We start from the raw sequence: 25,910 nt of genomic DNA, 5'->3' as shown, positions 1-25,910 counted from the left end.
TCTGGACCCACGTGACACTCCTGGTAACACATACCAGGAGTGTCACCCCTTGTCTTTTCAAGTTTCCTCTCTGCTCTGCTATCTCATCTTTTACGGCTAAATCTCTTCTGTCATCTCTCTGGACAACTGATCGTAGAAACTCTTAGTCATGACGAATTCAAAACGACAATACCGATCATGCTTATTAACGCTACTGTTAATGCCCGTGATCGTTTTTGTCATGGATGTACCAGCTGCCTGGTCTCAAGAGATGATCGGCGGTCGCCAGTACAATTCGGGGAATCAATTCTATCATCCACTGAATCAACGCACTCCTCCAGGGGTTGCCGGTCAGTGGGCGGCTTTGTCTGGCCAGGTACAACCCGGATACATTCAACCCATGAAATTCAGTCTGCCTTCCACGGGAACTTTGACGTTCTATGCTGGCGGTCCAGATCAGGTAATTCAAAAAACATCACCAGCTTCCATCGGTTTTGGAGTCGGTTATGTGTATCGAGTTAAAATCAGTGGGATGCCGGAATTTCCCGGTGTTGAATTATATCCTACCATTGAGTTAATTGATCGTCTGCATCCTCCTGCCGGACTGGCCGAACAGTATCCGATTCCAGTCAGTTTTACAGCAGAAGACATTGAACTGGTGCTGTCCGGAAGGATGGTGACAAAAGTCGTTTATCTGGAACGACCTCAAACGGCAGTGCCAGCACAGTTTGATCGGCAACCGACACAAACCATCACCGCTCAAAAAAACCTGATTGCCGAGGCTGATCTGTTGGGACGTCCGATGCTGATTCTCAGAATGGGAGGCCGGTTGCCTTCCACACGTGGTGAAGATCCTGCTTTTTTCGGGAATGGAGCACCTGTTCTTGAAGTAAATTCACCGATGGTCAAAAACTGATGTTGCGATTAACCAAAGGAAATTCCGTGTCAATATTGTCGTTTAGAAATCAAAGAGGAGCGTCGCATATGCAGCGTGTTTGCTCTCTGGCGGCGATCCTACTGATGTCTGTCAGCAGCGGGTGCTCCAGCTTATCGCCAGTTTCAATTTCCATGCCTTGGAATAAGTCAGTGATGAATCAGGTCAAGGAGCCGGCTCCAGCAGTTCAGCATGCTGACTTTGACAGCAGTGAAGGAGCGGTCACACTGTCGGCCCCAGTCCCAGAGGTGGCTCCCGCCTCAGCAGTCCAGCAGGTAGCTTACTATCAACCGGCTCCAGTCTGCGAGCGACCTCCCTACTGTGAGTTTTCCCCAGCTGTAGAACGAGATTATACAGTGCCTGCCGGCACTGATCCTGCCATGGTCCAAATGTATCCGGACGAATATCTGTTCGATGGCGGAGATCGAGAAAATCCGGTTCACTATGACGATTACAGTCGCCTGGGACTGGATACGGAAGATACAATTGTTGAATACCAGACACACAAAGGCAATCATGAAGTGAAAAAATCAAATCGAGTGGCAGTCTATGCTCCCCGGTTTGCGGCCATTCGTTCCGCCAGTTCGCCCTTATCTGGTACTTCAGTCGATACACTGGCAACGACGGAAGATACCGTTCACGGTGTGGGTCTGGATGCACGGACTGTCATTACTCAACATAAACAGCGTGAGCAACTGGAAGGGATACGTATGCGTTCCCGAGCCAGTGGAGTGGAAACGGAACAGCAACAGGGAGCCGTTGGTCAGACTGCATTTCTGGGCTCGCATACCAAACTTAACAATCTGTTCCAGGATACCGCTACCGAAACTACGGGGCAGTTTGAGCAATCTGATGAAGCACGCATTGCCTATCAGATTCAGGCAGCCGCCATCTGGTCACGCACTCAGTTTCCTGTCATTGCCATTCGCCAGCAGTCAGCGCATTCTTCAAAAAGTGCAGTTAAACCTGAAGAATACGTTGGCATTGAAGACAAACGCAAAACTGAAGGTAACCTGAAGCTGGTGAAACTGGCCGATAAGAAAAACGCGGAACCAGGTGATATCATCACTTTCACAATCAAATACGAAAACGTAGGTGACTTCGATGTCGAGGGTATCAAGATTGTGGACAACCTGACACCGCGGCTGGAATACATTCAGGACAGTGCCACATCTGATCGCAAAGGACGTCTGCTTGTCGAAGACAACCATGAAGGCAGTCTGATTCTGACCTTTGAAGTGGATGAAACCGTTCTTGGTCACCAGGGAGGTGTCGTTACTTTCAAGGCACGAGTTCGTTAATCTGAAATCGAGGATGAATTTTACTTCATAGAATAAACTTTGTGGATTCCCGCGAATCCTGAGCCCGTTGTGCAGCACGCATGACGGGCTCATTTTTTTACTCGATTGTCTGTTGCCTTGAGAATTAGCAGCTCTGCCTTCGAACAGTGTTGTAAAATGCTACAAGCTGAGGTGTTTTACAGCAGCCATCTGGATGTGATACAGAAGAGGTGACGTCGGGTTAAATTAAGATTCGGTTATAAAATGCTGATTTTCAGGTACTTAACAGCCGATGTCTCGAATCCGTTGATTCAATCGATACATATTATGAATAGGTGTTTCGAGTGGCACATGAATTGCGAATATTCAGACCTGGAATTTGTCAATGGGAAGCGAAGTCTCACGCGGAACTCAGTTGTTCTTTTTCTTTTATTTAATTTGCTGACTTCGTGTCCTGTATTCTTTTTAAAAGGATAAAATTCGATGACGGTGCAACTACAGGGAGGAATTCTCCAAGTATATCACTCAGGACCTTTGTGCGTCGCTGGCTTCGGTGGTAGAGATGTTCTGGATACATTCAGTGTGAAAGGAATCCGGGATGAAATACTTGAGCTTGTCAAAGTGCAGCAGTGCGAAACACTGGCGCTTGATCTGACTGGTGTAAAGCTGATTCCCAGTGGAATGTTGGGGCTGCTTTCCTCAGTACTTAACCTCGGAGTCGAGATTCATCTCTATAACCCCTCCGAAGATATCCGGGAAGTACTCAAGATCACCGGGCTGAACCAGTTAATGCATCTGCATGATGTAGAAATTCCCTATTAAACTATTCCTTCAATTCATGGTTAAAAGCGAAAGTTGACTTTGATCGGCTTTCGTTTTTTTTGCGCCGTCTCGGCAGGGCACCTTTTCAAAAAGATGACCAGCGAGTAATCTGGATTCCCGGTCCTTGTATTCTGTCGTGGATTCAATCTGGTTGAAAAGATGTCTCGCATTATTTCCGAACGCTGGCAAAAAGTCGAAAAACTGATTGACGGGTTCTGCCACACCGATCAGGTTCCAGCAATTGCACTGCAGGTGTCCGTGGGTGATGAGTCCCGCAGTTATTTCTCTGGACGTCAGCGAATCGCTGATCAGGCAGATACACTTCCTGATGACGCCATTTTTCTGGTCGCATCCATCACTAAGCCGATCGTTGTTTCGGGTGCGTTAAAGTTGATGGAGGAGGGAGAGTTATTACTGGGAGATCGTGTCAAACGTTATATTCCGGAGTTTGGCTGTGCTGGAAAGCACGGGATCACAATCCGGCATCTAATGACACATACTTCCGGATTGCCCGACATGCTTCCTGACAATCGAGCGCTGCGAGCTGCCAATGCTCCGCTCTCTGAATTTGTGAAACAGATCTGTGAACTCGCTCCCGATGAACCGCCCGGCAGAATCGTGCAATACCAGAGCACAGGGATCGCGATCCTAAGCGAAGTGATCCTGCGGATTGCAGGCCAATCCTGTGCAGACTATTTACGTCAGACCCTGTTTGAACCGCTGGAGATGAGCGATACTTCGCTGGGACTGCCTGAGGAGTGGAAACAGGGGGACCATCCCCGAGTAGATCGAATTCCAGAAATCCGAATTCCGGAAGGGCTGGATGTTGAGCCGCATTGGGACTGGAACAGTTCGTACTGGCGACAGTTTGGTGCACCCTGGGGGGGACTATTGACGACACCGGCAGATCTGGGGAAGTTTGCCGGGATGCTGCGCCAGGGAGGTCGATATCGGGATCAGCAGATCCTGTCCCCCCAGACAATCCGTGAAGCAACACGAGACCAGTTACCATCGTTCTCCGGGTTATCTGCTGCTGCCAGGCAGGGGAAGGGCTGGGGACTGGGCTGGCAGATCGTATCTGCCTCCAACAGTGATTATTATGGCGATTTACTTTCCCGGTCTGCTTTTGGCCATGGAGGAGCGACGGGAACCGTTTTCTGGGTCGATCCGGAACTGAATGCATCTGCGGTGATTCTGACGACGGTGCCACAGGAACCTCATGGACGATATCTTGCCCGGATCACAAATCGAATCATCGCCTGCATAGAACCTGAGTCATGAATACACTGGCGGAAAAGATGTAAGGTTGCCTTGTCTTTTTCAATCGGATTATAATGCTCTCCCTCTGCAGAGGAGACCTGGTCTGTATCGTTCGTATCTGACGATTTGTTTTGTCTGAATCATGATGAACACTGAAGCTGCCTCCATCCTGACACTACTGTCCTACCTGCTGTTTATTTCAGCTTTGCTGATATATCAGGCCGTTCATCTTCCAGATGGCTGGCGTGCCTGGATCTTATTTGCAATCACGCGTGTCTATGCACCTGGGCTGTGGCGCGTCCGGCGGAATCGTCGTTGCCCATTTCCGGGAGATTCCGCAGGTATCGTGATCGCCAATCACCGTAGTCCAACCGATCCGATCATCCTCTGGTATAATTCTCATCTGGGAAATCCGCAGAAGAAGATGCGCTGTATCAGTTTTTTAATGGCCAGGGAGTATTATGAGCTGCCTGGTCTGGTAGGCTGGATTTCACGCGCCATGCATTCCATTCCCGTTGACCGGAATGGTCAGGATGTCGTGCCTGTACGGGAAGCTCTCAGGCGTTTGAAAGAAGGAGGCTTGATTGGGGTTTTTCCGGAAGGCGGAATCCAGGAAAGCCGACCCATTGCTGATGCCAATTCCGGGATTGCGTTTCTGGCTCTGCGATCAAAGGCTCCCGTGTATCCTGTCTATATTAACAATTCCCCTCGAGGCAAGAATATGATCGAACCGTTTTATACACGGTCCGATACATCGCTGATTTATGGAGAGCCCATTGATCTCTCGGATTACCATGATAAACGTCTGACGCGTGAAGTCCTGGATGAGGTAACTACTTTAATGATGTGGAAACTGGCTGAACTGGGGGATACCGAATATCTTGGGGGGGCACGGCCTGATTCTCAGTCAGCGGTGATCCCGATTCCAACTGGTCGATATCATTCAGGAAACTGAAATACGATCAAGAAATTATTAACGGAAGTCACCGCGTCAATTTACCACTTTCGTACTATCAGCAATGAAGAGTGTATGAGCGCGCAAAGAATCCCCAAGGGCTCTGGCGGATGAGCGTCTGCACTACAGCAGTTGCTACATCGACCAGAAAAACCCCCCGGGGTTGCCTGCTTCCAAAAAAATTGGAATCGTGAATCGGAATTTGAATAAAAACATCGCGGAATGGTTGGACTATGAGGTATTCGACAACCCAGGCAGAAATGAGACAAAAAAGTTGATTTTTTGATATGAAAGGTCCCTTTGTCGCAAAATACAGAACTCCTTTTCTGGATAATCTGCGATAAATCAATAAGATGCAGTTGTGAACTAAGCAACGACTGCGAACCATTTTCAGATAAATCTGTCAGGATAGTTTTCAGAAAACCATTAGAAAGAATGTGAATCATGCCGGGTCTGGGTGTAAATATTGATCATGTCGCGACCGTGCGTCAGGCCCGTTTAACCTTTGAGCCGGACCCGGTGTGGGCAGCCGTCCTGGCGGAACTGGGGGGGGCGGATGGAATCACATTGCACTTGAGAGAAGATCGTCGCCATATCCAGGATCATGATCTCTACACGATGAAGAAGACCGTTCAAGTCAAACTGAATCTGGAGATGGCAGCCGAAGAAGAAATGACTCAGATCGCTCTGGAAGTCCGACCTGATCAGGTCTCTCTGGTACCAGAGAAAAGGGAAGAACTGACGACAGAGGGGGGGGTGGATGTGATTGCGAATGCAGAACGTGTGAGCCAGTGTGTCCATCGGCTGCAGCAGGCAGGGATTGAAGTGAGTCTGTTTATTGATCCTGATCCGGCGCAGATTGCGGCTTCCAAAAAAGCAGGAGTCCATGCTGTTGAGCTGCATACGGGGAGGTATGCAGACGCCACCTCTGCGGGAGAGCAACAACAGGAATTGGATATCCTGCAGAAAGCCTCTGCATTCACGATTGAGCAGGGACTGAAATTACATATGGGACATGGACTCACATATAGAAATGTGACTCCCGTCGCTGCAATACCTCATGTGAGTGAATTGAATATCGGCCACAGTATTATTTCCCGGGCCGTACTGGTGGGGATGGAACAGGCGGTACGCGAAATGAAGGCGCTTGTGAACGTCTGAAATTCAGGAAAGTGCGCCACAAGGGACTCTTGTTCAGAGAATAAATCAATGGCATTATTTATTAATGTCATTTAAATATCGCTCCTGTTCAATTCTACAACAGCGTTCCAGCTTCGCTGTTTTTGCTAATCCTCAGGAACCGCAAAGCTGTATGCCTCAACTCATGTCGTGGCCGTTTTGACAGGTTCTGTTTTGACAGAGAACTTACTTCTGACAGTAGATTTCTACCGCTTGATACGTTATGGTGATTTTCAAACTAGCATCACACATCGCCCGAAAGATTCCGTCAACTTCGAGTGTGTGTTTTGTGCCTGAGGGTTTCGGTATGGTTGCGAATTCCTGCAATCGCTGTTTTCCCAGCCGATCTACTTCCATTCATGATGAATAGAAGTAACCCGGAAAATGTGAGTATTGTTCCTGCAGCCTGAAACAGATTGTCTGGTGCGCTACTCATGGCAAAAACGAGTAAAGAGAAAAGCGTTCCAATATCTGAATCGTTTTGGTTTTGAATGAATTGCTTTCATGTTGTCTGGTGATATTCATTACCGGCTGCGGTCTTTGCTTGAACTTTTTTGGAAATGATCGGTTCTACGCAGGGCAGGGTGTGGCGGCCTCTTCACCTGCTGGTTTATTCAGAATTTAAAGAGGAGCAAATTACGATGACTCCCAAAGATTTTTTTGCTTTTGCAGAAAAACACGGCGCAAAGATGGTCGACCTGAAGTTCACCGACATCTTTGGTACTTGGCAGCACTGTTCTTACCCCATCAGTACCTGGGATGAAGGTACTTTCGAAGATGGCGTCGGTTTCGACGGATCATCTATTCGCGGCTGGCAGACAATCGACAGTTCAGACATGCTGGCTGTGCCAGATCCGGCGTCTGTCAAACTTGATCCGTTTTTCAAGTCGCCTACTGTGAGTGTACTGGCTGATATCGTCGATCCGATTACCAAAGAGGACTACAATAAAGATCCGCGCAATGTCGCTAAAAAGGGTCTGGCCTACCTGCAGCAGACCGGGATTGCTGATTCCTGTTTTATTGGTCCCGAACCGGAATTCTTCATATTTGACGATGTACGTTATCTCTCCAATCAGAGAGGCGCCATGTATGAGATCGATTCCTCTGAAGCCGCCTGGAATACAGGACGTTCTGAAGAGGGCAACCTGGGGCATAAAGTTGGTTACAAAGGGGGCTACTTCCCTGTTGCTCCGACTGATACTTATGGTGATTTGCGGGCTGAAATGGTCGATGAGCTTCAGAAAGTGGGTATCGTTGTGGAAGCCCACCACCATGAAGTTGCTACTGCAGGGCAGTGTGAAATTGATATGGAATTTTCACCTCTGCTGCAGATGGCTGACCAGTTCATGTGGTACAAGTACATCATCAAGAATGTCGCCAAGCGTAATGGAAAAACTGTTACGTTCATGCCGAAACCTGTCTTTGATGATAATGGTTCCGGTATGCATACACATATCTCACTCTGGAAAGATGGCAATACATTGATGGCCGGTGATGGCTATGCCGGGCTCAGTGAACTGGCGCTGCATGCGATCGGTGGAATTCTGAAGCACGGACGAGCCCTGATCGCACTGTCGAACCCGACTGCCAACAGCTTCCATCGACTGGTACCTGGCTTCGAAGCTCCTGTGACGCTGGCAATGAGTCAGCGTAACCGTTCTGCATCCTGTCGTATCCCGATGTACTCCGGTAGTCCTAAAGCGAAACGCGTTGAGTTTCGTTGTCCGGATCCCACAGCCAATGGCTATCTGAGCTTTACCGCTTTGATGATGGCCATGATTGATGGTGTGCAGAATAAGATCGATCCTGGTGAACCTCTGGATCGTGATATCTATGACATGACACCAGAAGAACTGGCTGAGACAAATGTGGCTCCCAAATCTCTCGACGAAGCATTAATCGCACTGGAAGAAGATAGCGCCTTCCTGACCGCTGGCGATGTCTTCAGTGAAGACCTGATTAAGGCATTCATCAAGTTCAAACGGACTGAAGAGTTGGATCCCATCCGATTACGCCCACATCCCTATGAGTTCGACCTCTACTACAATGCCTGATCTGAATGGAATTGTAGCCTGAAGGAATAATTTGACTCGCAGTAAGTCGTCTGATTTACTGCGAGTTTTTTTATTTTGATAATCGTGGTGCCGAAATGGCAGTTAATGCGAGAGCGTTGTGGCTGCCAAACAGGCATGCTCTGTGTGTCGTCGGATTATGTCAGTCCTTTGCTCATAGAGAAACTTGTATCTGTAAGTGTTTAACAATAAATGGGATATGAAAAAACTGTATAGCCGATGTCTGAAATGGCACAGATTATGCGATTGGTTGTTTCAGCCAAAAATGGATGAAAGCCCTTTGGGGAATTGATAATTCAATTAATGTTGTTTCTATTTTAAAGGAGCAAAAGAGATGTTAAGCACACGTACTCACAAATTAGGATTTCCCTTTTCAACAAATCTCCGTAACGAATTAGATGATGCGTTCAGCCAGATGTTTGGAAAGTCCCTGTCTGGTCTGGAAGGGGCTTATTCACCGTTATCGGTCTGGGAAGAAGACAGTAAGTATCATATTGCCCTTGATGTTCCGGGTATGAAAAAGGAAGAGTTGTCACTGGATATCCAGGATGGCCATCTAATTCTCACGGGAGAGCGCAAAACCCTTGAAGGACGTGAATTTCTGCATAATGAACGCCGCTATGGCAAGTTTAAACGCGTGATACAGTTGCCAGACTGGGCCGATCCGGCCTCCGTCAATGCGACCCTTGATTCTGGAGTTTTGACGGTCGTGCTGGATAAAAAGCTGGAAATGCAGCCGAAAAAAATTGATATTCATGATGTAGTCAAACCTGAGTAACAGGTGATACTGGATCAGATTTTGAAAGATATTGTTGGTTGCGCGGCCCCGGTCAACTTCTTAAAGTTGATCGGGGTATTTTATTAGACTGTGTCCAGTTTTACTGTAGCGTCTCCAGAGCCGATTAAACCGAGTTTAATAAATTGAGTGATGCTATCATTAAACGTGATGCCCTCTCGTAATCAGTATCTGAAACTGCCTCGAAATCGGCTCAGTCAATTCTTCCTGATCTGACTATTTCCTGAGCAGCGTCGCTTAAAAGCTAAGTCCCTCTCAGATGCTCAGTATGAGGTCTCGGTAAAGATTTCGTGGTTTTCAGATCAATCCTGCAAAATGATGCACGTTATATGTTTTATGTAAATAAGGGTTTATGGCGATGTATGTCTGTCGGGATTCCTTTTGCGTCCCGGACTACGGCATGACAATTGCGAAGCCCTTGTATCATGTTTCTTAGAAATGCGCCAAAAATTCTTCAGCAGATGCTACCTGATATGAATTGTTCTGATGGTCAATTTGGAGTTGAAAATTAAAAAGTCAATCCGCCTGTGAACGGCAGGCAACATTCCAAGACCAGATTCAAACACTGATTTCTCAGTGAGCGCGCTCCAGCATCTGAAGATCTCCTACATGAGCCTCAACTCATTTTATTAATTCAAGGACTGAACGTGATGTTACCAGGATTTTTGATTGACATGGATGGTGTGATTTACCGTGGAACTGAACTGATTGATGGGGCAGTTGGATTTATCAACGAATTGAAAAAACGTGATCTCCCTTTCATGTTTTTAACGAATAATAGCCAGAGAACCCGCCGTGATGTTGTTACGAAATTGTCCCGGATGGGAATTACCGTAGGAGAGGAGCATATTTTTACTTGTGCGATGGCGACAGCTCGCTTCCTGGCACAAAGTAAACCAAATGGGACTGCTTATGTGATTGGAGAAGGGGGGCTGCTGCATGCGTTGCATAGAAATGGCTACTCAATTGTTGACCATGATCCCGATTATGTGGTCGTCGGCGAAGGTCGTTCGATGAACTTCGAAATGATCGAAGCGGCTGTTCGAATGATTGAAAATGGTGCAAAGCTGATTGCTACGAATATGGACCCGAACTGCCCGACTCAGAATGGACCGAGGCCAGGCTGTGGCGCCATTGTCGCCATGCTGGAAGCAGCGACGAAGAAACAGGCTTTCAGTGTTGGAAAGCCCAGCCCGGTCATGATGCGCAGTGCCCGACAGGAGCTCGGCATTTCCTCTGCACAGACCACAATGATTGGTGACACGATGGAAACTGATATCCTGGGAGGGGTTGAGATGGGTTACCGTTCTGTACTGGTTCTGTCTGGGGGAACTTCGCTGTCCGATCTGGTGAATTTTGCTTATCAGCCAGACCTGGTGGTGGACAGTATTGCCGATCTGAACAATGACGAATTCTTTCAGTTCGATCAGACTCGATTTCATAAGGTGGAACGCTTACTGGCCTGAAAATCTAACTGTCGTGGAACTTTCCTCCATAATTACAGGGGAAATTCACTCTGATTGGTTCAGAACCCGTTCATGCGCGCATTGAGGTATTCCTGATGGTTCGCTACAATTCCTGAAAATATCACGATATTGTGATTCCGTACTATATTGACAGGATTTTGCAGGAACTTCGATGATCTGCTGTTTTCGATCTATCGAGAGAAAACAGCAGCAGGAATACTTGAATGGCACGTTTGACACAGGCCGATTTAACAGATCTGAATGAGTCGTTTGAAGAACGGACTCCCCTTGAGCTGATTCACTGGGCACAGGAGATGTTTGGCACACGACTCGCGGCATTATCGTCGATGCAGCGTGCGGGTTGTGTCGTGGCTCATATGCTGAGCGAGCTGAAGGCTGACATACCCATTCTGTTTGTCGATACCGGAGTTCTGTTTCAGGAAACCCTCGATACCAGAGATCGCCTGATTCAAGAGTATGGTGTTAATATCGTCACGCTCGAACCGGCGAAAACAATGCAGGAACAGACCGAGGAACTGGGTATCCTCTATCTTTCAGTCGAAGGGCAGGAGCAGTGCTGTGATTTACGTAAAACTCAGCCATTGATTCAGGTCGCAGAACAGTACGATGCGCTCATTGGAAGCCTGCGTCGTGCTGATGGGGGGCAGCGTACTAACGTGCCGATCCTGGCCATTGATCCTGCGATGAACTGTCTACGCGTCAATATCCTGGCAAGTCTTTCCAAGGAAGAGTTTCAGGCGTATCTCAATGAGAAACAGGTCATCACAAATTCTTTACATCAGCAGGGGTACCCCACGATTGGCTGTAACCGCTGCACCACTCCCGTGATGGAGAGTGAACCGAATCGAGCAGGTCGCTGGCGACATCTGGGCCCCTGGTCACAGTACTGTGGAATCAATCCGACCGATATTGCCGGTAAGCAGGCGCCCTCGATTGAACTTCCACAAGATCTGGTCGATCGAATTCTGGGACGTGAAACCGATTTCATGATCTGACTGAAGTCAGTTAGATTCGGTCGGCTCCAGGTGTAATCGGGTTGTAGAACTCCCCCAGGCAGGAATGAAACCCGCAGTGCGGCTTTTCTGAAAGAACTGTTTGCGATTAGCTTTCGTGTCTGTATAGCCAAGCGTGAATATTGTTGTGAACCCCTGCTTCTGGATATGAATCATCTCGCGTTCTTTTGATTCGATCCAGTCACCGGTATGGATGTAAGCAGATTCCCAGAGTAATCCATCCGGGTTATGAGGATGTGCCTGTTGCAGATTCAGCCCCGGAACAAAGACACCAGTGGCATCACCTGCAAAGACGGACTTACCGATCAGATTCAACCCTCGATTTTGCAGGACGAATTTTTCTGGTGATACCGATTTGATCTCCCGGATCAGGGAAACCATTGCTTTCACACTTTGTGCTCTACGTGGAACTGGCCAGGCTTTGTTTGAGATATATAAATCAACCGAATCGATGGTATCCAGAAATAGACCATCGACTGGCTGTTGATAAATCTGCTTGATTCGCTGAATCAGAAAATTACGCCAGGCTGGTTGACCGACATCCATATGCCATGATTGGAATGTTTCGTTTTTGCTGAGCGTGAGATCTGTCAGAGAAGTCTGAGGAGCATGTTGCTTTAAATACTGTTGGAAATTCTGCTGTTCAATCTGACCCAGTTCTCCCACACTGAGATACGCGATCACTTTTGCTTTCAACTGATGCGCTCGAGCAGCCAGCTTTTGAATCTGTTCTGTAGACAGTCCGCGAAGTTCTATCACAATCACCTGTCCCGGCTGGATACGCTGCTGCAGCTGGACTAACACCTTCGGATCGCTGCCATAGTAGAGTTGAAAACCCTTCGGTATGAAGCGACTTCGCTCCGTGGCTGAAAGAGGCTGAATCGCTGACACCATCAGGTAGAGAACGAAGAGCAGGCTGTGAGACAAACGTAAATTCATGGTATCGTTTCCAGAGCAGTGGTTTGTATTTTCTTGAAGGCATCTGTTATTCTAAATAAACCATCAGTTGTACCGAAAGTATCCTTTGTTGAAATAATCCGGAAGAACAGCCATGCGTCCGAATCTGATCCAGCACAACCATCGTTTGATTTATCGTATCATCAGTCTGGCTTTGCTGGTTTGTCTGTCGTCGACAATCAGTGTTAATGCAGCCGAAAAAACGCCTCCCAATATTATTATGATTGTCAGTGACGATCAGGGATATCATGATCTGGGCAGCTTTGGCAGCGAGAATATGATTACTCCCCATCTGGATCGTCTGGCAAAAGAAGGAGCAAAGTTGACCAGTTTCTACGTGACCTGGCCCGCGTGCACTCCGAGTCGGGCCAGCCTGTTGACTGGTCGCTATCCGCAGCGAAACGGGATCTATGATATGATTCGCAATGAAGCACCAGACTATGGTCACAAGTACAAGTCTGCGGATTATGAAGTGACCTTCGAGCGGATCGGCGGAATGGATGTACGCGAAAAGTTGCTGCCGGCGTTGCTGAAGCCGGCAGGATATGTCAGTGCCATCTATGGGAAATGGGATCTGGGAATACACAAGCGTTTCCTGCCTCTCGCCCGAGGCTTTGACGATTTTTATGGCTTCACAAATACCGGCATCGATTACTTCACTCACGAGCGGTATGGAGTGCCTTCCATGTATCGCAACAATCAACCCACAGAGGAAGACAAAGGCACTTATTGCACGTATCTGTTTCAGCGGGAAGCGGTTCGTTTTATCAAGGAGAATCATCAGAAACCTTTTTTTCTTTATTTGCCCTTCAATGCACCCCACAGTGCATCCAGTCTTGATCCTCGAATTCGTGGCGGTGCCCAGGCTCCGGAAAAATACAAGAAAATGTATCCGCACTTGAAGGATACCCTGGTGACGAAAAAGAAAACGGGACGCTATGAATTCAGGGAAAGTCCAAATGGTCCTGTCATTAATCAGGGACTCTCTGCCAGCAAAAGACGACTGGAGTATGTGGCCTCCATCACTTGCATGGACGAGGCGATTGGCGAAGTACTGGAACTGCTGGATAAATATCAAATCGCCGACAATACCATCGTAGTCTTCTTTTCTGACAACGGGGGCGGCGGTGGGGCTGATAACAGTCCTCTCAAAGGAAAAAAGGGGATGATGTTCGAAGGGGGGATTCGCGTCCCCTGTCTGGTGCGCTACCCGGCAAAAATTAAACCGGGAACAGTAAATGATGAACTGCTGACATCTCTGGAACTGGTACCGACATTCCTCAAAGAAGCCGGGATTCCCTTGCCTGAAGACACCGTGATTGATGGCTACGATATGCTGCCTGTTCTGATGGGTAAGACAGTCTCTCCCCGCAACGAAATGTACTGGCAACGCCGCGCGGACAAAGCCGCGCGGGTCGGGCACTGGAAGTGGGTCGAGTCGGAAAAGGGGAATGGTCTGTTTGACCTGTCACAGGATATCGGTGAGAAACATGATCTCTCCCCTACGCATCCTGAAAAATTGAAAGAAATGAAGGTCCATTTTGCAAACTGGAAAAAACAGATGGCCGATGCTGAACCACGGGGCCCGTTCCGTGATTTTTAACTGCAGGGAGTTCACATCAGGGTTTTGTGAGCAGTTCCTGTTTTTGAGAAGGTAGTTCTACAAGAATATCGACAGGCAGGCTCTGCTCAATCAGTTCCAGGCCACAAAGCAATGGCTCTCCCGTCTGAGCGGTTAAGGTCAGGTTCAATTGATTATCCAGGTGGATTTGTGAAAACTCGCGCACCAGGATCTTCTGGTTGGATTGAGTCTCCTGATAAATATCGAGCTGGCTGATGAGGGGCTTTCCATTGAGCGAGATGTCGAAGACCCGCTGCCCGGGGCTGGAAAACTCAGGCTCTCTGAAATAGAGCCGCATTGTATAGTTTCCCGCTTTCATTTGATTCAATCTGATCTCTCGGACGCCAGTGATTCCGGATGCACCCACCCATGGCCAGCCGCGGCCTCCTTCGATCCAGAGAGAATGTTGGTAGAAAGATTCCACTGACTTCGGGATGATTTGCAGATCAAGTTTCGGAGAAGGACCACCTACACTGGGAGTATCCAGCCAGAGTGTGCCTTTATCGGTCATACGATCGCCGGGAGCACCGAAATTCAAACCGACACGTTGAACCTGTTGCACATCACTTTTTCCCCAGACCATCCATTGCTCGTGTGTTTCGGGCATTGAAATCATGGAGAGTCCGACTGGCAGGGGATAGCTGCAGGTACACCCCTGAAAATAATAGGGTACATTGAGTAACCCATTGGCAGGTACAATGCTGTTTGTGCAGCCTGAACGGGGCCCGCTGATATGAATTGTTCCGCTTTCGACTCTCTTATCGTAAAACGCCGCTGTTCCGGAACGCATCGTGTAAAGGTAGTTGTAGTCGACCCCACCATCACACCCATAGCTCTTAGGGAAGGCGCGTGGTTCTGTTTTGCCAGTGAGTGGGTTGGTGCGTTCGCCAATAACGGGAGGGGCTGGGCTCCAGTCATTTTTTTGATAGGGGGGGCGATACTGACTGGGTTGTTTTTCGGTTTGATCCAGCGTTGGTAATTCTGTGGTCAGCATTTCAGCCTGTGTGGCATCCAGTTTTCTTCCGGTGTAGACATCGGCAAATTGGGGGTCGAGTAATTTGTAAGGAGGACGAATTCCGGCGGGGTAACCCTGCCAGAATTTTGAATGTGAAATCATGACCCCGTCTACAAACAGCGGTTGAGGTGCCCGTTTAAAATTTCCCACGCTGTCGTCATACCAGAGCACTCCCACGGGGGCTTTCACAAGTTCATCCGGGCTGGACCAGCCCCCGGTATAGTTGGATGATCCGGGGATGGCACCTGATTTTTCAAACACCGAATAACCGTCAACGCGTGAAATTTTGACCTGAGAGAGAGTCTTAAACTCGACAGCCAGTTTTTGATGATCCGCTTCTGAGCATTTCACGAGTAATCTGCCGCCATAGGGTCTGAGTGACGGGTATAGCAGGGAAATCAGTTCTGAGTAGGTATTCATTCCGGAATGAATGGGTTCTGCTGTGATAATCGTTTGTGCAAAGTAAGCGGGGAGTTCCACTTCATTCAGAGGATCAGAGAGAAACGCCAGTTTTGAACTGGGGTATCCCCGATCGTGATATAATTGACGCAAGGATTTGATCTGTCCTGTATGATTCTGAAGATAAATCATTTGCAGCTGCGGCTTAGCCAGTAATGTGTTTAGTAGTTTTGCATCTGGGATACCTGCCAGAAAAACATAACCGCCCGCCTGAAGCTGGTCAGAAAATATTGCCGGTAACTGAGCATTCTGAGGCTGCCCGGATCGTACCGTTTCCTCTTTCAGTAAGGGAGATTCATAAGTGATGGGTGTCGTTTTATTTGGCCCCAGACAATAAATGCTGCCTTCGAGAGTGACTGCGATCAGATAATCCGAAGCAACGAGCAAAGAATGGATGGTCCCGTCAACCTTCGGGATAGGGGTTTGGTATTTAAGACTTTGGTCACCAAGCCGAATCTGTTGTCGAAGCCCGCGTTTTCCATCAGGGCCGTAATTCTGACCATTTTCATGACGGGCTGAATTCACATCGCGATCGAATTGCAGAGTGGTGGGGGCGACTTCCGTTTCCCCTCGTCTTGCTGCCTTGCCGGCTGCTGTAAACCAGCCTCCTGGAGTACGGCCCGGTTTGGGGAGTTCAAACTCAATCAGTTTTCCCGTCTGTTTATTCAGGCGGGCCGGGAAAGCGGTGCCACAGGGAACAATCAACTCGTTGTCCGAGATGACTAAATAGCCTTGTGGAGTCACGCCTCCCAAGGCTTCTGCTGCATGGGGGTGCTGTCCATACAGGAACCCGAGGCGGTCATTCACCCATTTGACTTTGCCCGTTGCCGTGTCGAGAGCATAAACAAAAACTCCCTCGAAAGGCCAGACTCCTGCTGCAAAATAGACCGTGTCATTTTCAATGACGGGGCCTCCCCGTACGGGCCAGACAGAAATCAGGCGGCGATTACCCAGAATCAGACGTGTGGAGGGCACTGCTCGAAACTTCCAGAGTAGATTTCCGGTCTGAGCGGCGACTGCATAGAGACAACCATCATCGGAACCAAAATAGACAGAGTCCTTCCAGGCGACCGGGGCAAAGCGAACCGGTCCATCCGTCATATACTTCCAGAGTTGTTTACCTGTTTTAAGGTCCAGGGCGGTCACACTGTCGTTCTGGGAAGAGCCATAAAACAAAATACCATTTTTGACAACTGGTTCATAACCAGCGTCAAACTGCAGGCGTTCATTCTTAAATGCCGGTTGCAGTTGTGGGAGTCGATGTACCCATTGCAACTGAAGCGACTCGGGAAGTGTCTGTTCTATGTGTGCAGAGCGGGCTGGATCCAGACGCCACATCGGCCAGTCGTTGGCGCTGGCGGTTCCCCCCATTAAAAAAATCAGAAGTATCAGCGTTAAAGATATTCTCAAAGCAGGACAGTGCATTCAGCCAGACCCTTTTCCGGAAAGTGGGAAAGCAGAAGTAGAGAAAGCCGTCTCTCAGAGTACCAAACTATCAGGTGTGTCAGCCCGATTCAACTCTCATTCAGCAGGGGAGCTTCGGCAGATCAAGCGGGAGAATCCGGGCGTGATACCTGGAGACTGGCCCAGACTGCTGCCAGGCAGCAGAGTACGAGTTCAAGCAACCAGAACAGTTGAGGCCAGGGTGTTTCCAGGCGTGCAATTGGGGAGATGCGATGCTGCATATAAGATGAAATTAACGGTAATTGTTGTTCTTTGTCTTGTCGTTCCTGCTTGGCCTCCTGAATCTGCGCGAGGAGCAGATCATATTGCTTGCGGGATTCGGGATCAGAGGACGGTTCGACTTTCGTCAGCGTGTATTCCAGCATCAACGATGTCTTGTCCATTTTGAATTGCTGCAGTATCGCTTCTTTATAGCGCTGATGGGACAGGTAGAGGACCAGTGATTGTCCGAAGACAGTCAGGCAGAGAATCGCGACGAGCAGGGACCGTTTTACGGAGACTCCCAGTTTGAACGCCAGAGTCGTCAGGACTGCACCGGTGATCAATCCGTAAACAACGGAAAAGACGAGCAATAATTTCAGGCGTTCTGGCAGATGAACCGCGAGGATTGAGAGAGCCGTTACCAAGACCAGTCCGATACAGAACCATTGTATAAATCCGGACCTTGCACTGGTTGGCTCGGGCTGGGATACTGCAGGCTGATCCATCATTCAGTCAGTTTCATTTTGATAAATGTTTTGATCCCAGACCACAGGCGGCCTGAACCCGGTCCAGTACTTGTTTCCCTTTTTCTCTGGCCTTGCGGGCACCTTCAGCCAGAATATCATTCAGGGTGTCAGAATCAGCAGCGAGTTGTGCTCTCCGTTCTCTGGCCGGGCCAAAATATTCGAGGGCGGCTTCATGTACAGCCTGTTTTGCTTCTCCATACCCCATGCCTCCTGCGCGATAACGCTGCGCCAGTTCCGCCTGCTGAGGCTCATCAGCAAACAGCCGATAGAGGGCATAGACTGCGCAGGTATCCGGATCCTTAGGATCTTCCAGAGTAGCGGAGTCGGTTTTGATCGACATGACTTTCTTACGCTGTTTTTTCGGATCCTCGAATATTTCAATTACGTTTTTATAACTCTTGGACATCTTTTCGCCATCAATACCTGGTACTTTGGCGGAAGAGTCAAGAACTCGCGATTCAGGCAGAATCAGTGTTTCGCCAAACAGAGAATTGAAGCGTTGCGCCAGGTCGCGCGTGACTTCAACATGTTGAATCTGATCCTGTCCGACGGGAACGAGATCACTGTCATACAGCAAAATATCGGCAGCCATCAAGACAGGGTAAGTAAACAGTCCTGCATCAGCGGCGATTCCTTTTTCTTTCTTATCTTTGTAGGCGTGGCATTTTTCCAGAAGACTCATCTGCGTAATCGTCATCAGGATCCATGTGAGATCGGTAATCTCAGGGACGTCTGACTGTCGAAACAAAGTGGCTTTCTGGGGATCCAGTCCCAGTGCCAGGAGATCGATGGCCGCTTCCAGAGTGTTTTGACGTAAACGTTTGGCATCTCGGAGTGTGGTCAGAGCGTGTAAGTCGGCAATGAAGTAGAAAGCCTGTTCATTCTCCTGAAGATCAATGTATTGTTTGATCGCACCAAAGTAGTTTCCCCAATGGAAGCGGCCCGTTGGTTGGATTCCTGATAACACTCGCATAAGAGGATTTTCTATATTGTCTTTGAAACTGAGAGTAACTGGATATGCGGCACTGTCACCGAGCCGGAAAAGTAAGTGAGGTTAACGTTCTGGATACTCCAGTGAACCAACAAGTTCACTGATATGTGAGCATTTTTCAGAGACCAGTATCTTTTCCAGTTCGTCAACCAGTTGTGACGCGAGACCTGGATTGTAGAAGTTAGCGGTACCAATTTGAACTGCAGAAGCACCAGCAACAATGAATTCCATAACATCATCGATGTTAGTGATGCCACCTACCCCAATAATGGGGATATCAACAGCGCGGGCCACCTGACAGACGACTCGTAAGGCGACCGGTTTTATCGCAGGGCCGCTGAGGCCTCCAAAAATGCCTCCCAATATGGGTTTTCGACGGCGCCAGTCGATTGCTGTTCCCTGTACGGTATTGATCAGGGAGACCGCATCTGCTCCCCCTGCGTTAGCAGCCTGTGCGATCTCAACAACGCTGGTGACGTTTGGTGTCAGCTTCGCGATGATGGGTAACTGGCAACTGTCAGTTACCTGCTTGAGCATTTTTTCAGTCATCTCTGGTTGGGTACCATAATCGACACCTCCACTGACATTGGGGCAGGAGATATTCAATTCGAGGGCGGCGATCTGATCTGAATATTGATCCAGCCGGGAGGCCATAACGGCCATTTCATCAATACTGCGACCCGCAATATTTACGATCAATGCTGTTTCAAGTGAGGAGAGATAGTTTAGATGCTTCTCCAGAAAGAGATCGATACCATCATTGTCCAGACCAATGGAATTGAGCAGGCCGGCACTGGTTTCCACAGTCCGGGGAGGCGGGTTACCAATCCGCGGTTCCGTGGTAATCGTCTTGGGGATAATTCCCCCCAGGCGGGAAAAATCCAGGAAAGCTGACATTTCTTTTGCATAACCAAAAGTTCCCGAAGCGACGAGAATGGGGTTTTTGAGATGCAGGCGGTTCAGGGAAACCGCTAAGGGATCGGTTTGGGTTGGGACATTCATCAAATCTGGTCCATGTAGCTAAAGGCTACGTGATCATTCTATTTAATTAAACTTTGAAGTGTGCCAGGCCAGCCATCTGGCTCTAATGGCTGTTCTCAAATCCATACACTGTCACGTTGGAGCGGGAAATTCACCGATTCACATCTTAGCGTTCCCTGAAGATGAGGACCAGTTAGGGCGGCATGGAAATGAATTGCCTTAATAGCAAGAAAAGCTGCCGGGAACGAATTCCAGGCAGCTTCAAATATGATCTATGCAACTGCCAGCCTGAATGGAGTTGATCCAGTCAGACGACTTGCACAATAGTCCCTGTGCTACAACTACTAAATGACACCACCGTGGGTACGGTAGGGAGTGGCCACATCCGGCATATCAAGGCCCCAGATTCGTTCCCAGATTTTAGGAATGTGCCGCATACTTTCTGATTGGAAAATCAATTGACGGGCACGATCATCTCGTGAAGATGAGTAGATAGGAACCACACATCCCGCCTGAGTGAGGGACACTGCAATTAACGTGCTGGCCAATAGGAACTTACGCATTTTTTTCTCCATGATATGGTCGTGCCATATTTGCTGGTCTTGATCCCAGGCAACGATCCCTTAATTCAAACCATTGAATGAAAGGCATCAAACCGATATCGAAGGGGTTAAAGTGCTGAATTGTGAAGAGAGGAGGTTGGAGAGACAGTATTATAAATGCCGCTTTTAATTTCCTCTAGGTCGTTTTATCGACATTCAGATCAGGAGACTTTGGTAAAAAATGCGGATTATTCCAATTATTTTGGTATTCCGGTTGAAGCAGGTGATTTCAATTATCTATCAGACCAGTTTGCCCCCGGTTTCAGGTGACAATTATTCACTTCGGTTGACCAGCTGGGTACAAAGAAAAAGCCGGTCTGTTTGTGTACCGCAAAACAGACCGGCTATGAGGAAATTCATACCAGTTCTTTCAACAATAAAGTCTTTGAAGAGCAGGTCTAAGGTGTATGCTGAGATCCTGAACTGTAGGAACCGTTATTGTAGGTTCCCATCGAAGGCGCTCCTGGCGTGGCACCAGGGCTCGGAGGAGCCTGTGGTGACTGGTGCGGTGGTGGTGCCGAACCTGCAGGAGGAGGACTCACTGGAGGCTGAGAAGAGGCCGCATTTAAGCGGGCTGCTTCTTCCTCCAGATTGCGTACACGTTTTTCCATCTCCTTACCAGGCTTGAACGTGACGACGTATTTTTCTTCTACGTCCACACGATCACCTGTGCGAGGATTTCTGGCTTTCCGCGCTGCTCGTTTTTTGACTTCAAAGACGCCAAAATTGCGGAGTTCAATACGCTTGTCTGTAACAAGAGTATCAACAATCGCATCGAACGTTTTTTGCACAATCTCTTTTGTTTTGAGTTGTGTCAGACCAATCTCTTCCGAAATCACTTTGACAATCTCTTTTTTCGTCACGACTGGGTTCTCCCAATTTTGAGAAGCCGTCGGACAGCTACGCCCTTCCGTTGGGCACTCTAGAGCCGTCTCAACTGTAATGGGTTACACGACTTAGTGTCACAATAGATTATTTCCCACAATTGAACAGTAAGTCAAGACCGATCTTCGATCGCAGCTTTGAAACAGAGTCTTATTAGACATGAATTCACTAGAGTGAGGTAAAACTTCAACTGTAGCTGAAAATGAACTTTACCCGATATCTGTCGATGCTTATGAGATGTAAGTCTTATTGTTGTAGTATCTTAAGATGAGAGTTAGTTCGTCTCGCGGCGTGGTCATGGAAAACTCGCAGACTTGTTATTGTTCCCAATTAGTAACATGGATTTTTTTTCACAATCTTCAGATGAAATTGTAAAAAAAGGATCTGAAACCTCGAATCTGCGAGGTTTAGTGTTCCAAACTCTTTAAAATTACATACTTAATAAACGGCATTTGATAGAGAGGCAGAAAGAAAACCGTACGTCTGATTATTGAACTTCAGACGTCTACTCGATTTGTAGAGGAATTTTTTGAAATCATTCTGAGGGATTTGTATTCTGTAAAACCATTTTATGATATGTGTTATAAGTTTGTTTTTGCAGCCTGTATCTGGATGTCCTCAAAACTGACAAAATTTCCTTTACCTGCTCCAGGGCAGTCTGGAGAAAGGGACTCCCAGCTCTCTCGGCTTTCCAGATTTGAATTCCAGAATGGCCAGGTTCGACATTGAGCCGGACGTGCTTCATAGATTGTACAGCATCGTTTTGCAGGATCAAAGAATGTGCAATCCCCATTGGCAAATTCCGTTAATGAACGCCTCCCGCCATACAGACGGGTATGCATCAACAGGATTTCTCCAGTCGATTTTCCCGTTACTTCTGCAATCTCTTTGATTTCTGATTCATCAACCCAGACAACGCCAGGCGCACCCGTACAACAGTTTCCACACTGAGTACAGGAAAATTGAAGCCCATCGTGATACCATGGTTCCTGTTCAGAATTTTGATCACTCATTTTTCAGATCACTTCATGATTAAATTGTTTAACTGAAACTAAGATGTTCATTTTGTAAGTGACTCGGACGAGTATGTCAAATACAAACAACCAGATCAAAGTCGGCGGGATTATTCTCTGTGGGGGTGAAAGCTTGAGGATGAATTATCCCAAAGCGTTGTTACCATGGGGACAAGAGCTGATGTTGCAACGCGTCATTCGAATTGTATCCGAAGTTGTGTCTCCTGTAATTGTAGTGGCATCCCGAGACCAGGAATTGCCGGAAATTCCTGATTCGGTTCGAGTAGTCTATGATGAAAAGCCAGGAGTTGGGCCACTTCCAGCGATTGCGCTGGGGCTCCGTGAACTGGAACTCGATTGTCAGGCTGCCTTTGTATCTGCCTGTGATACACCTCTGATACAAAAAGACATGATTCAGGCCATTGTCTCAAGACTGCCGGATCATGATCTGGCCATGGTCAGGGAAGACCAATGGTATCACCCACTTGCTGCTGTGTACCGTACATCATTGGTAGAAATGATAGAGGGAATGCTGGCTGCAAACATTCAACGACCGATTGATCTGGCAGAGCGGGCTCACAGTGCTTTTCTGGATGTCGAAGAGCTAAGAAGTATTGATCCCCAGTTATGTGGTTTACGAAATATCAATACCCGTGAACAGTATTTTGAACTACTTCGTGAAACCGGACTGGAAGCAACTACCCGAGTTCCCTTTGAAGAGGAACAAACCTGACTTTCTCATTATGCAATGAGGGACCTCAAGGGGAGAGCATACTCCGATTAGCCTGCATGACGGCAGTCTGCCAGCGGGCGATGTCCTCGGGAGTTAAATCATAAAAATTGATGGAATATCCCAGTTGCGCTTCTGGTTCAAAAAACCTGAAAAATCCTAAGGCATCATGTTCCAGGTTATAACGGCTGCCATCCTGTCTACGGAGTGTATACGGGCGCCCCTGAAGAATACTGACGCTGATGGCATATTTCCCGGGGACCGGGCGAAATACAGCAGGTAACTCATATTTGATCCCCAGTTTACCTGGGGGAATTGTGCCAAAATAGGCCAGCTTCAAGTCGTCCATCGGATGCTGATTCAGATAGTCCTGCAGTCGATACAAATCCTGTCCCCAGTCGATATTGGAGTCGACAAGATGGGTGTCCCCCAGTTCTGGTCCCCCCGCCAGTTCATTAAAGTATGCCAGATGATCTGGTGCATAGCGAAGCGAGAGCGGGAGTGAAAGGATAGCAATGATAATGAGGTATGAGAGAATTTTATGCTGATCAAAATCGAGCTGATCTATCAACGGAGCACACACCAGAATGATGAAAGGAAAGATTGGCAGAACGTAGCGCAGGCCCAGCTGATTATTAGCCAGGCTGGCTATGACTATCAATAGGACAACAGGTGTCAGCAGAACGGCCAGCGTTCGTCGTGGGAGCATGTGGGGCTGCTTGAACCAACTGTAAATTGCGATTACGATCAGAAACTGAAAACCGTGTGGCAATTTGTAAAGCATCGTATAGAGGTAATACGACCGAAACCCATGTTCTTCCCACTGATTATTCAGAAAAGTGGGGTGGGATTGTTGCATGATAAAACGCTGTAGATCAAAGCCCATGAGGTAATCGCGGGGGATTGGTAGCGGAATGATCTGCAGGAATTCTGGAAGTGCTGTCAGCACTTTTAATTCGGAACTTTGGAACTGATAACTGCTCAGAGGCTGTATCGAACCATGGAACAGATAACCGGCATTCAGGATGCATAGACTGGATAGTGCGAGTACTCCCCAACGCATCAGGACTGTTTTTTTAGCCGGTCGTTCCTGGATTTCGGCATTCTTATATCTCACCAGAAACCACTGGATCACGAGAACAGGAATTAACAGAATGGCTGTATATTTTGTGAGTTGTGCCAGGCCTAAAGCAATACCTGTCAGCAGAGCCCATTTCCAGGAGGGCAGATGGGCAAATTTCCAGCCGCAGTAAAGCGTGGCAAGAAAAAAGCCTGTGATTGCCAGATCCTGAGTCCCCAGCGCGGCACTGGCCAGAATGTTCGGACTCATCACCCACAGGAAAACCGCAAAGCAGGCTGCCTGAGAACTAAACAGGTCGCGAGTCCAGAGTGCCAGTAGCAGTCCAGAAATGTAGGCCAGTACCAGGATCATACAGCGACCAAGAAAATAGTAATGCTGATAACTTTCCGGATTGGCTTCCAGGAAGGCATCTCCGTAATCGGCAGGATCAGATGAGAGGGCGGGAGATCCACTCTGCGCAACTGTCATCAGTAGTGGCAGAGCGGACCAGCTACGAATCAGGGGAGGGTTGAGCCGATCATAGTCAAAGCGGCCTGTTTCCAGGCTCAGGAACCCGACTGGCAGATGCCAATACTCATCATGTGTGACACTCAACTGCCTGGCGGAATACAGTCCCAGACAGAATTGCATCAACAGAAGAAAACTGACGACGGACCAGAAGACTGGGGGGCGTTGTATTACTTTCTGTAGTGAAGCCATAACTTTCCGAAGGCTGAGATAAGAAGGATACCTGGATTATCTGGAAGTTCGATGATATCCTGACCCGTTTCGATACGGAAGTGATTTCACAACAGTAGAGGTGGTCGACTGTAAGTTTTTGAATCCGTAACAGGATGAGATGTGATGCAGGAAAGTGGCTCACCCTCCAGCCAATTTAAGACGGGCGTCATCACTCTGGCTGGAGGGAAGCCTCAGTTTACATTGAGACTCGAAAGAAAATCCTGATCGAGTCTTCAATTCGACAGGCAATTAATTCTATTGCAATGACCGTGCCACCGTTGAGAATTCTGTCGATTCACAAGATGTGCTGTTTTCGAGTCAGGAAATGGGATTGAATCGCCTGGTTCGGAGATAAAAGAAAATGGCTCGAGTCGAAATAAGTGACAGATCTGTCTGTTTCATCAACAGGGGAAGATGTAAGCGGAGTCAGTTCTGATTGATCCAGGTTTTGATGTCGCGTGTGACGTCACGCATGATAATTTCCTGTTCTGGAACCGCCTGATAGAAGTGCATTTCTGCCCGTTCATAGTCTTCAAGATTGAGATTCTTTGAAGCAATTTCCAGAATGCGATCAGCCATCTGCTGAATTTCGGCGTTCTTTTCGTGGGGATTGAAGGGAACCGCCATCGTCACGCGAAAGGTAAGCGGGTTCTGCTGTTTGCCTTTAAGTCGTCCTCCTTCGACGCGGGGGCGTGAGTGGGGGAACTCCTTTGCCAGGGCATTTTGAGTGTCGGCGAAGTGGTAGGTGTTAATCGTCTGAAAAACATACAACGATCCTGACATCAATAATCCGAAGATCAACAGGCCGAGAACGATGGTTCTGCCTTTGAATATCCGGGGTACTGATTCAGGATCGTGAGTAGTCATATTTAATTGAATTGGTATC

General features: G+C 48.1%; 22 protein-coding genes. 12 read left to right on the top strand and 10 right to left on the bottom strand.

All coding sequences use genetic code 11. From position 1 onward, the window contains the following. The first annotated feature begins 148 nt into the window (after positions 1-148). The 10 genes from Pan161_RS19890 (at position 149) to Pan161_RS19845 (ending at position 11,759) form a co-directional block, all read left to right on the top strand. Positions 149-895, top strand: a complete 747-nt coding sequence (locus tag Pan161_RS19890) for a hypothetical protein (protein ID WP_145230144.1) — start codon at positions 149-151, stop codon at positions 893-895. A 173-nt stretch (positions 896-1,068) separates the two neighbouring features. Beyond that, complete coding sequence (locus Pan161_RS19885) at positions 1,069-2,214, top strand: DUF11 domain-containing protein (protein ID WP_197995424.1); 1,146 nt, start codon at positions 1,069-1,071, stop codon at positions 2,212-2,214. 462 nt (positions 2,215-2,676) lie between these two features. After that, on the top strand, positions 2,677-3,015 hold the full coding sequence (locus Pan161_RS19880; RefSeq protein ID WP_145230140.1) for an STAS domain-containing protein: 339 nt from the start codon (positions 2,677-2,679) through the stop codon (positions 3,013-3,015). Positions 3,016-3,174: 159 nt separating this feature from the next. Further along, positions 3,175-4,296: a serine hydrolase domain-containing protein gene (locus Pan161_RS19875; protein WP_145230138.1), complete on the top strand. Its 1,122-nt coding sequence runs from the start codon at positions 3,175-3,177 to the stop codon at positions 4,294-4,296. A gap of 121 nt (positions 4,297-4,417) precedes the next feature. Next, positions 4,418-5,230 (top strand): lysophospholipid acyltransferase family protein, encoded by an 813-nt coding sequence (locus Pan161_RS19870; RefSeq protein WP_145230136.1) that lies wholly within the window; start codon positions 4,418-4,420, stop codon positions 5,228-5,230. Positions 5,231-5,674: 444 nt separating this feature from the next. Continuing rightward, the gene (locus Pan161_RS19865; RefSeq protein ID WP_145230134.1) at positions 5,675-6,391 is read left to right on the top strand and encodes a pyridoxine 5'-phosphate synthase; all 717 of its coding nucleotides are present in this window, start codon (positions 5,675-5,677) and stop codon (positions 6,389-6,391) included. A 659-nt stretch (positions 6,392-7,050) separates the two neighbouring features. Continuing rightward, positions 7,051-8,463, top strand: coding sequence for a type I glutamate--ammonia ligase (glnA, locus tag Pan161_RS19860; RefSeq protein WP_145230132.1), 1,413 nt, complete (start codon positions 7,051-7,053; stop codon positions 8,461-8,463). A gap of 352 nt (positions 8,464-8,815) precedes the next feature. Continuing rightward, the gene (locus tag Pan161_RS19855; RefSeq protein WP_145230130.1) at positions 8,816-9,259 is read left to right on the top strand and encodes an Hsp20/alpha crystallin family protein; all 444 of its coding nucleotides are present in this window, start codon (positions 8,816-8,818) and stop codon (positions 9,257-9,259) included. A gap of 668 nt (positions 9,260-9,927) precedes the next feature. Next, on the top strand, positions 9,928-10,743 hold the full coding sequence (locus Pan161_RS19850; protein ID WP_145230128.1) for an HAD-IIA family hydrolase: 816 nt from the start codon (positions 9,928-9,930) through the stop codon (positions 10,741-10,743). Positions 10,744-10,967: 224 nt separating this feature from the next. Further along, complete coding sequence (locus tag Pan161_RS19845) at positions 10,968-11,759, top strand: phosphoadenylyl-sulfate reductase (RefSeq protein ID WP_145230126.1); 792 nt, start codon at positions 10,968-10,970, stop codon at positions 11,757-11,759. 6 nt (positions 11,760-11,765) lie between these two features. Here Pan161_RS19845 and Pan161_RS19840 read toward each other — a convergent pair whose 3' ends face one another. Next, positions 11,766-12,716, bottom strand: coding sequence for an endo alpha-1,4 polygalactosaminidase (locus tag Pan161_RS19840; RefSeq protein ID WP_145230124.1), 951 nt, complete (start codon positions 12,714-12,716; stop codon positions 11,766-11,768). A 112-nt stretch (positions 12,717-12,828) separates the two neighbouring features. Here Pan161_RS19840 and Pan161_RS19835 point away from each other — a divergent pair, with 112 nt between their 5' ends. Beyond that, positions 12,829-14,337 (top strand): sulfatase-like hydrolase/transferase, encoded by a 1,509-nt coding sequence (locus Pan161_RS19835; protein ID WP_145230122.1) that lies wholly within the window; start codon positions 12,829-12,831, stop codon positions 14,335-14,337. Between the two features lie 16 nt (positions 14,338-14,353). Here the strand turns inward: Pan161_RS19835 and Pan161_RS19830 are convergent, their stop codons facing one another. The 7 genes from Pan161_RS19830 to Pan161_RS19800 form a co-directional block, all read right to left on the bottom strand. After that, the gene (locus Pan161_RS19830) at positions 14,354-17,254 is read right to left on the bottom strand and encodes an outer membrane protein assembly factor BamB family protein (RefSeq protein ID WP_145230120.1); all 2,901 of its coding nucleotides are present in this window, start codon (positions 17,252-17,254) and stop codon (positions 14,354-14,356) included. A gap of 122 nt (positions 17,255-17,376) precedes the next feature. Beyond that, on the bottom strand, positions 17,377-18,003 hold the full coding sequence (locus Pan161_RS19825) for a hypothetical protein (RefSeq protein WP_145230118.1): 627 nt from the start codon (positions 18,001-18,003) through the stop codon (positions 17,377-17,379). A gap of 10 nt (positions 18,004-18,013) precedes the next feature. Next, entirely contained in the window at positions 18,014-18,994 is a 981-nt protein-coding gene (gene trpS, locus Pan161_RS19820; RefSeq protein ID WP_145230116.1) for a tryptophan--tRNA ligase, read from the bottom strand. Positions 18,995-19,075: 81 nt separating this feature from the next. Further along, positions 19,076-20,014 carry a dihydroorotate dehydrogenase gene (locus Pan161_RS19815; protein ID WP_145230114.1) on the bottom strand — a complete coding sequence of 313 codons (939 nt, stop codon included), beginning with the start codon at positions 20,012-20,014 and terminating at the stop codon, positions 19,076-19,078. A 323-nt stretch (positions 20,015-20,337) separates the two neighbouring features. Further along, complete coding sequence (locus Pan161_RS19810; protein WP_145230112.1) at positions 20,338-20,556, bottom strand: hypothetical protein; 219 nt, start codon at positions 20,554-20,556, stop codon at positions 20,338-20,340. A gap of 437 nt (positions 20,557-20,993) precedes the next feature. Then, positions 20,994-21,458, bottom strand: coding sequence for an HU family DNA-binding protein (locus Pan161_RS19805; protein ID WP_145230110.1), 465 nt, complete (start codon positions 21,456-21,458; stop codon positions 20,994-20,996). Between the two features lie 603 nt (positions 21,459-22,061). Further along, complete coding sequence (locus Pan161_RS19800) at positions 22,062-22,493, bottom strand: YkgJ family cysteine cluster protein (RefSeq protein WP_145230108.1); 432 nt, start codon at positions 22,491-22,493, stop codon at positions 22,062-22,064. Between the two features lie 73 nt (positions 22,494-22,566). On the opposite strand from Pan161_RS19800, the gene Pan161_RS19795 reads away from it, so the two are divergent. After that, positions 22,567-23,226, top strand: coding sequence for a molybdenum cofactor guanylyltransferase (locus Pan161_RS19795; RefSeq protein WP_145230106.1), 660 nt, complete (start codon positions 22,567-22,569; stop codon positions 23,224-23,226). 25 nt (positions 23,227-23,251) lie between these two features. Here Pan161_RS19795 and Pan161_RS19790 read toward each other — a convergent pair whose 3' ends face one another. Further along, complete coding sequence (locus Pan161_RS19790) at positions 23,252-25,003, bottom strand: ArnT family glycosyltransferase (RefSeq protein WP_145230104.1); 1,752 nt, start codon at positions 25,001-25,003, stop codon at positions 23,252-23,254. A 447-nt stretch (positions 25,004-25,450) separates the two neighbouring features. Further along, entirely contained in the window at positions 25,451-25,891 is a 441-nt protein-coding gene (locus Pan161_RS19785; protein ID WP_145230102.1) for a hypothetical protein, read from the bottom strand. Positions 25,892-25,910: the final 19 nt, after the last annotated feature.

The organism is Gimesia algae (genome assembly GCF_007746795.1).
Classification (GTDB): Bacteria; Planctomycetota; Planctomycetia; order Planctomycetales; family Planctomycetaceae; genus Gimesia; species Gimesia algae.
The sequence above is the reverse complement of the archived record's forward strand: the minus strand, read 5'-3'. Positions and strand labels throughout refer to the sequence as shown.

Excerpts from the sequence above, each read along its gene's own strand:
- Pan161_RS19890 (WP_145230144.1), top strand. The coding sequence starts at position 149 with ATGACGAATTCAAAACGACAATACCGATCATGCTTATTAACGCTACTG.
- Pan161_RS19885 (WP_197995424.1), top strand. The coding sequence starts at position 1,069 with ATGAATCAGGTCAAGGAGCCGGCTCCAGCAGTTCAGCATGCTGACTTT.
- Pan161_RS19880 (WP_145230140.1), top strand. The coding sequence starts at position 2,677 with ATGACGGTGCAACTACAGGGAGGAATTCTCCAAGTATATCACTCAGGA.
- Pan161_RS19875 (WP_145230138.1), top strand. The coding sequence starts at position 3,175 with ATGTCTCGCATTATTTCCGAACGCTGGCAAAAAGTCGAAAAACTGATT.
- Pan161_RS19870 (WP_145230136.1), top strand. The coding sequence starts at position 4,418 with ATGATGAACACTGAAGCTGCCTCCATCCTGACACTACTGTCCTACCTG.
- Pan161_RS19865 (WP_145230134.1), top strand. The coding sequence starts at position 5,675 with ATGCCGGGTCTGGGTGTAAATATTGATCATGTCGCGACCGTGCGTCAG.
- glnA (WP_145230132.1), top strand. The coding sequence starts at position 7,051 with ATGACTCCCAAAGATTTTTTTGCTTTTGCAGAAAAACACGGCGCAAAG.
- Pan161_RS19855 (WP_145230130.1), top strand. The coding sequence starts at position 8,816 with ATGTTAAGCACACGTACTCACAAATTAGGATTTCCCTTTTCAACAAAT.
- Pan161_RS19850 (WP_145230128.1), top strand. The coding sequence starts at position 9,928 with ATGTTACCAGGATTTTTGATTGACATGGATGGTGTGATTTACCGTGGA.
- Pan161_RS19845 (WP_145230126.1), top strand. The coding sequence starts at position 10,968 with ATGGCACGTTTGACACAGGCCGATTTAACAGATCTGAATGAGTCGTTT.
- Pan161_RS19840 (WP_145230124.1), bottom strand. The coding sequence starts at position 12,716 with ATGAATTTACGTTTGTCTCACAGCCTGCTCTTCGTTCTCTACCTGATG.
- Pan161_RS19835 (WP_145230122.1), top strand. The coding sequence starts at position 12,829 with ATGCGTCCGAATCTGATCCAGCACAACCATCGTTTGATTTATCGTATC.
- Pan161_RS19830 (WP_145230120.1), bottom strand. The coding sequence starts at position 17,254 with ATGCACTGTCCTGCTTTGAGAATATCTTTAACGCTGATACTTCTGATT.
- Pan161_RS19825 (WP_145230118.1), bottom strand. The coding sequence starts at position 18,003 with ATGATGGATCAGCCTGCAGTATCCCAGCCCGAGCCAACCAGTGCAAGG.
- trpS (WP_145230116.1), bottom strand. The coding sequence starts at position 18,994 with ATGCGAGTGTTATCAGGAATCCAACCAACGGGCCGCTTCCATTGGGGA.
- Pan161_RS19815 (WP_145230114.1), bottom strand. The coding sequence starts at position 20,014 with ATGAATGTCCCAACCCAAACCGATCCCTTAGCGGTTTCCCTGAACCGC.
- Pan161_RS19810 (WP_145230112.1), bottom strand. The coding sequence starts at position 20,556 with ATGCGTAAGTTCCTATTGGCCAGCACGTTAATTGCAGTGTCCCTCACT.
- Pan161_RS19800 (WP_145230108.1), bottom strand. The coding sequence starts at position 22,493 with ATGAGTGATCAAAATTCTGAACAGGAACCATGGTATCACGATGGGCTT.
- Pan161_RS19795 (WP_145230106.1), top strand. The coding sequence starts at position 22,567 with ATGTCAAATACAAACAACCAGATCAAAGTCGGCGGGATTATTCTCTGT.
- Pan161_RS19790 (WP_145230104.1), bottom strand. The coding sequence starts at position 25,003 with ATGGCTTCACTACAGAAAGTAATACAACGCCCCCCAGTCTTCTGGTCC.
- Pan161_RS19785 (WP_145230102.1), bottom strand. The coding sequence starts at position 25,891 with ATGACTACTCACGATCCTGAATCAGTACCCCGGATATTCAAAGGCAGA.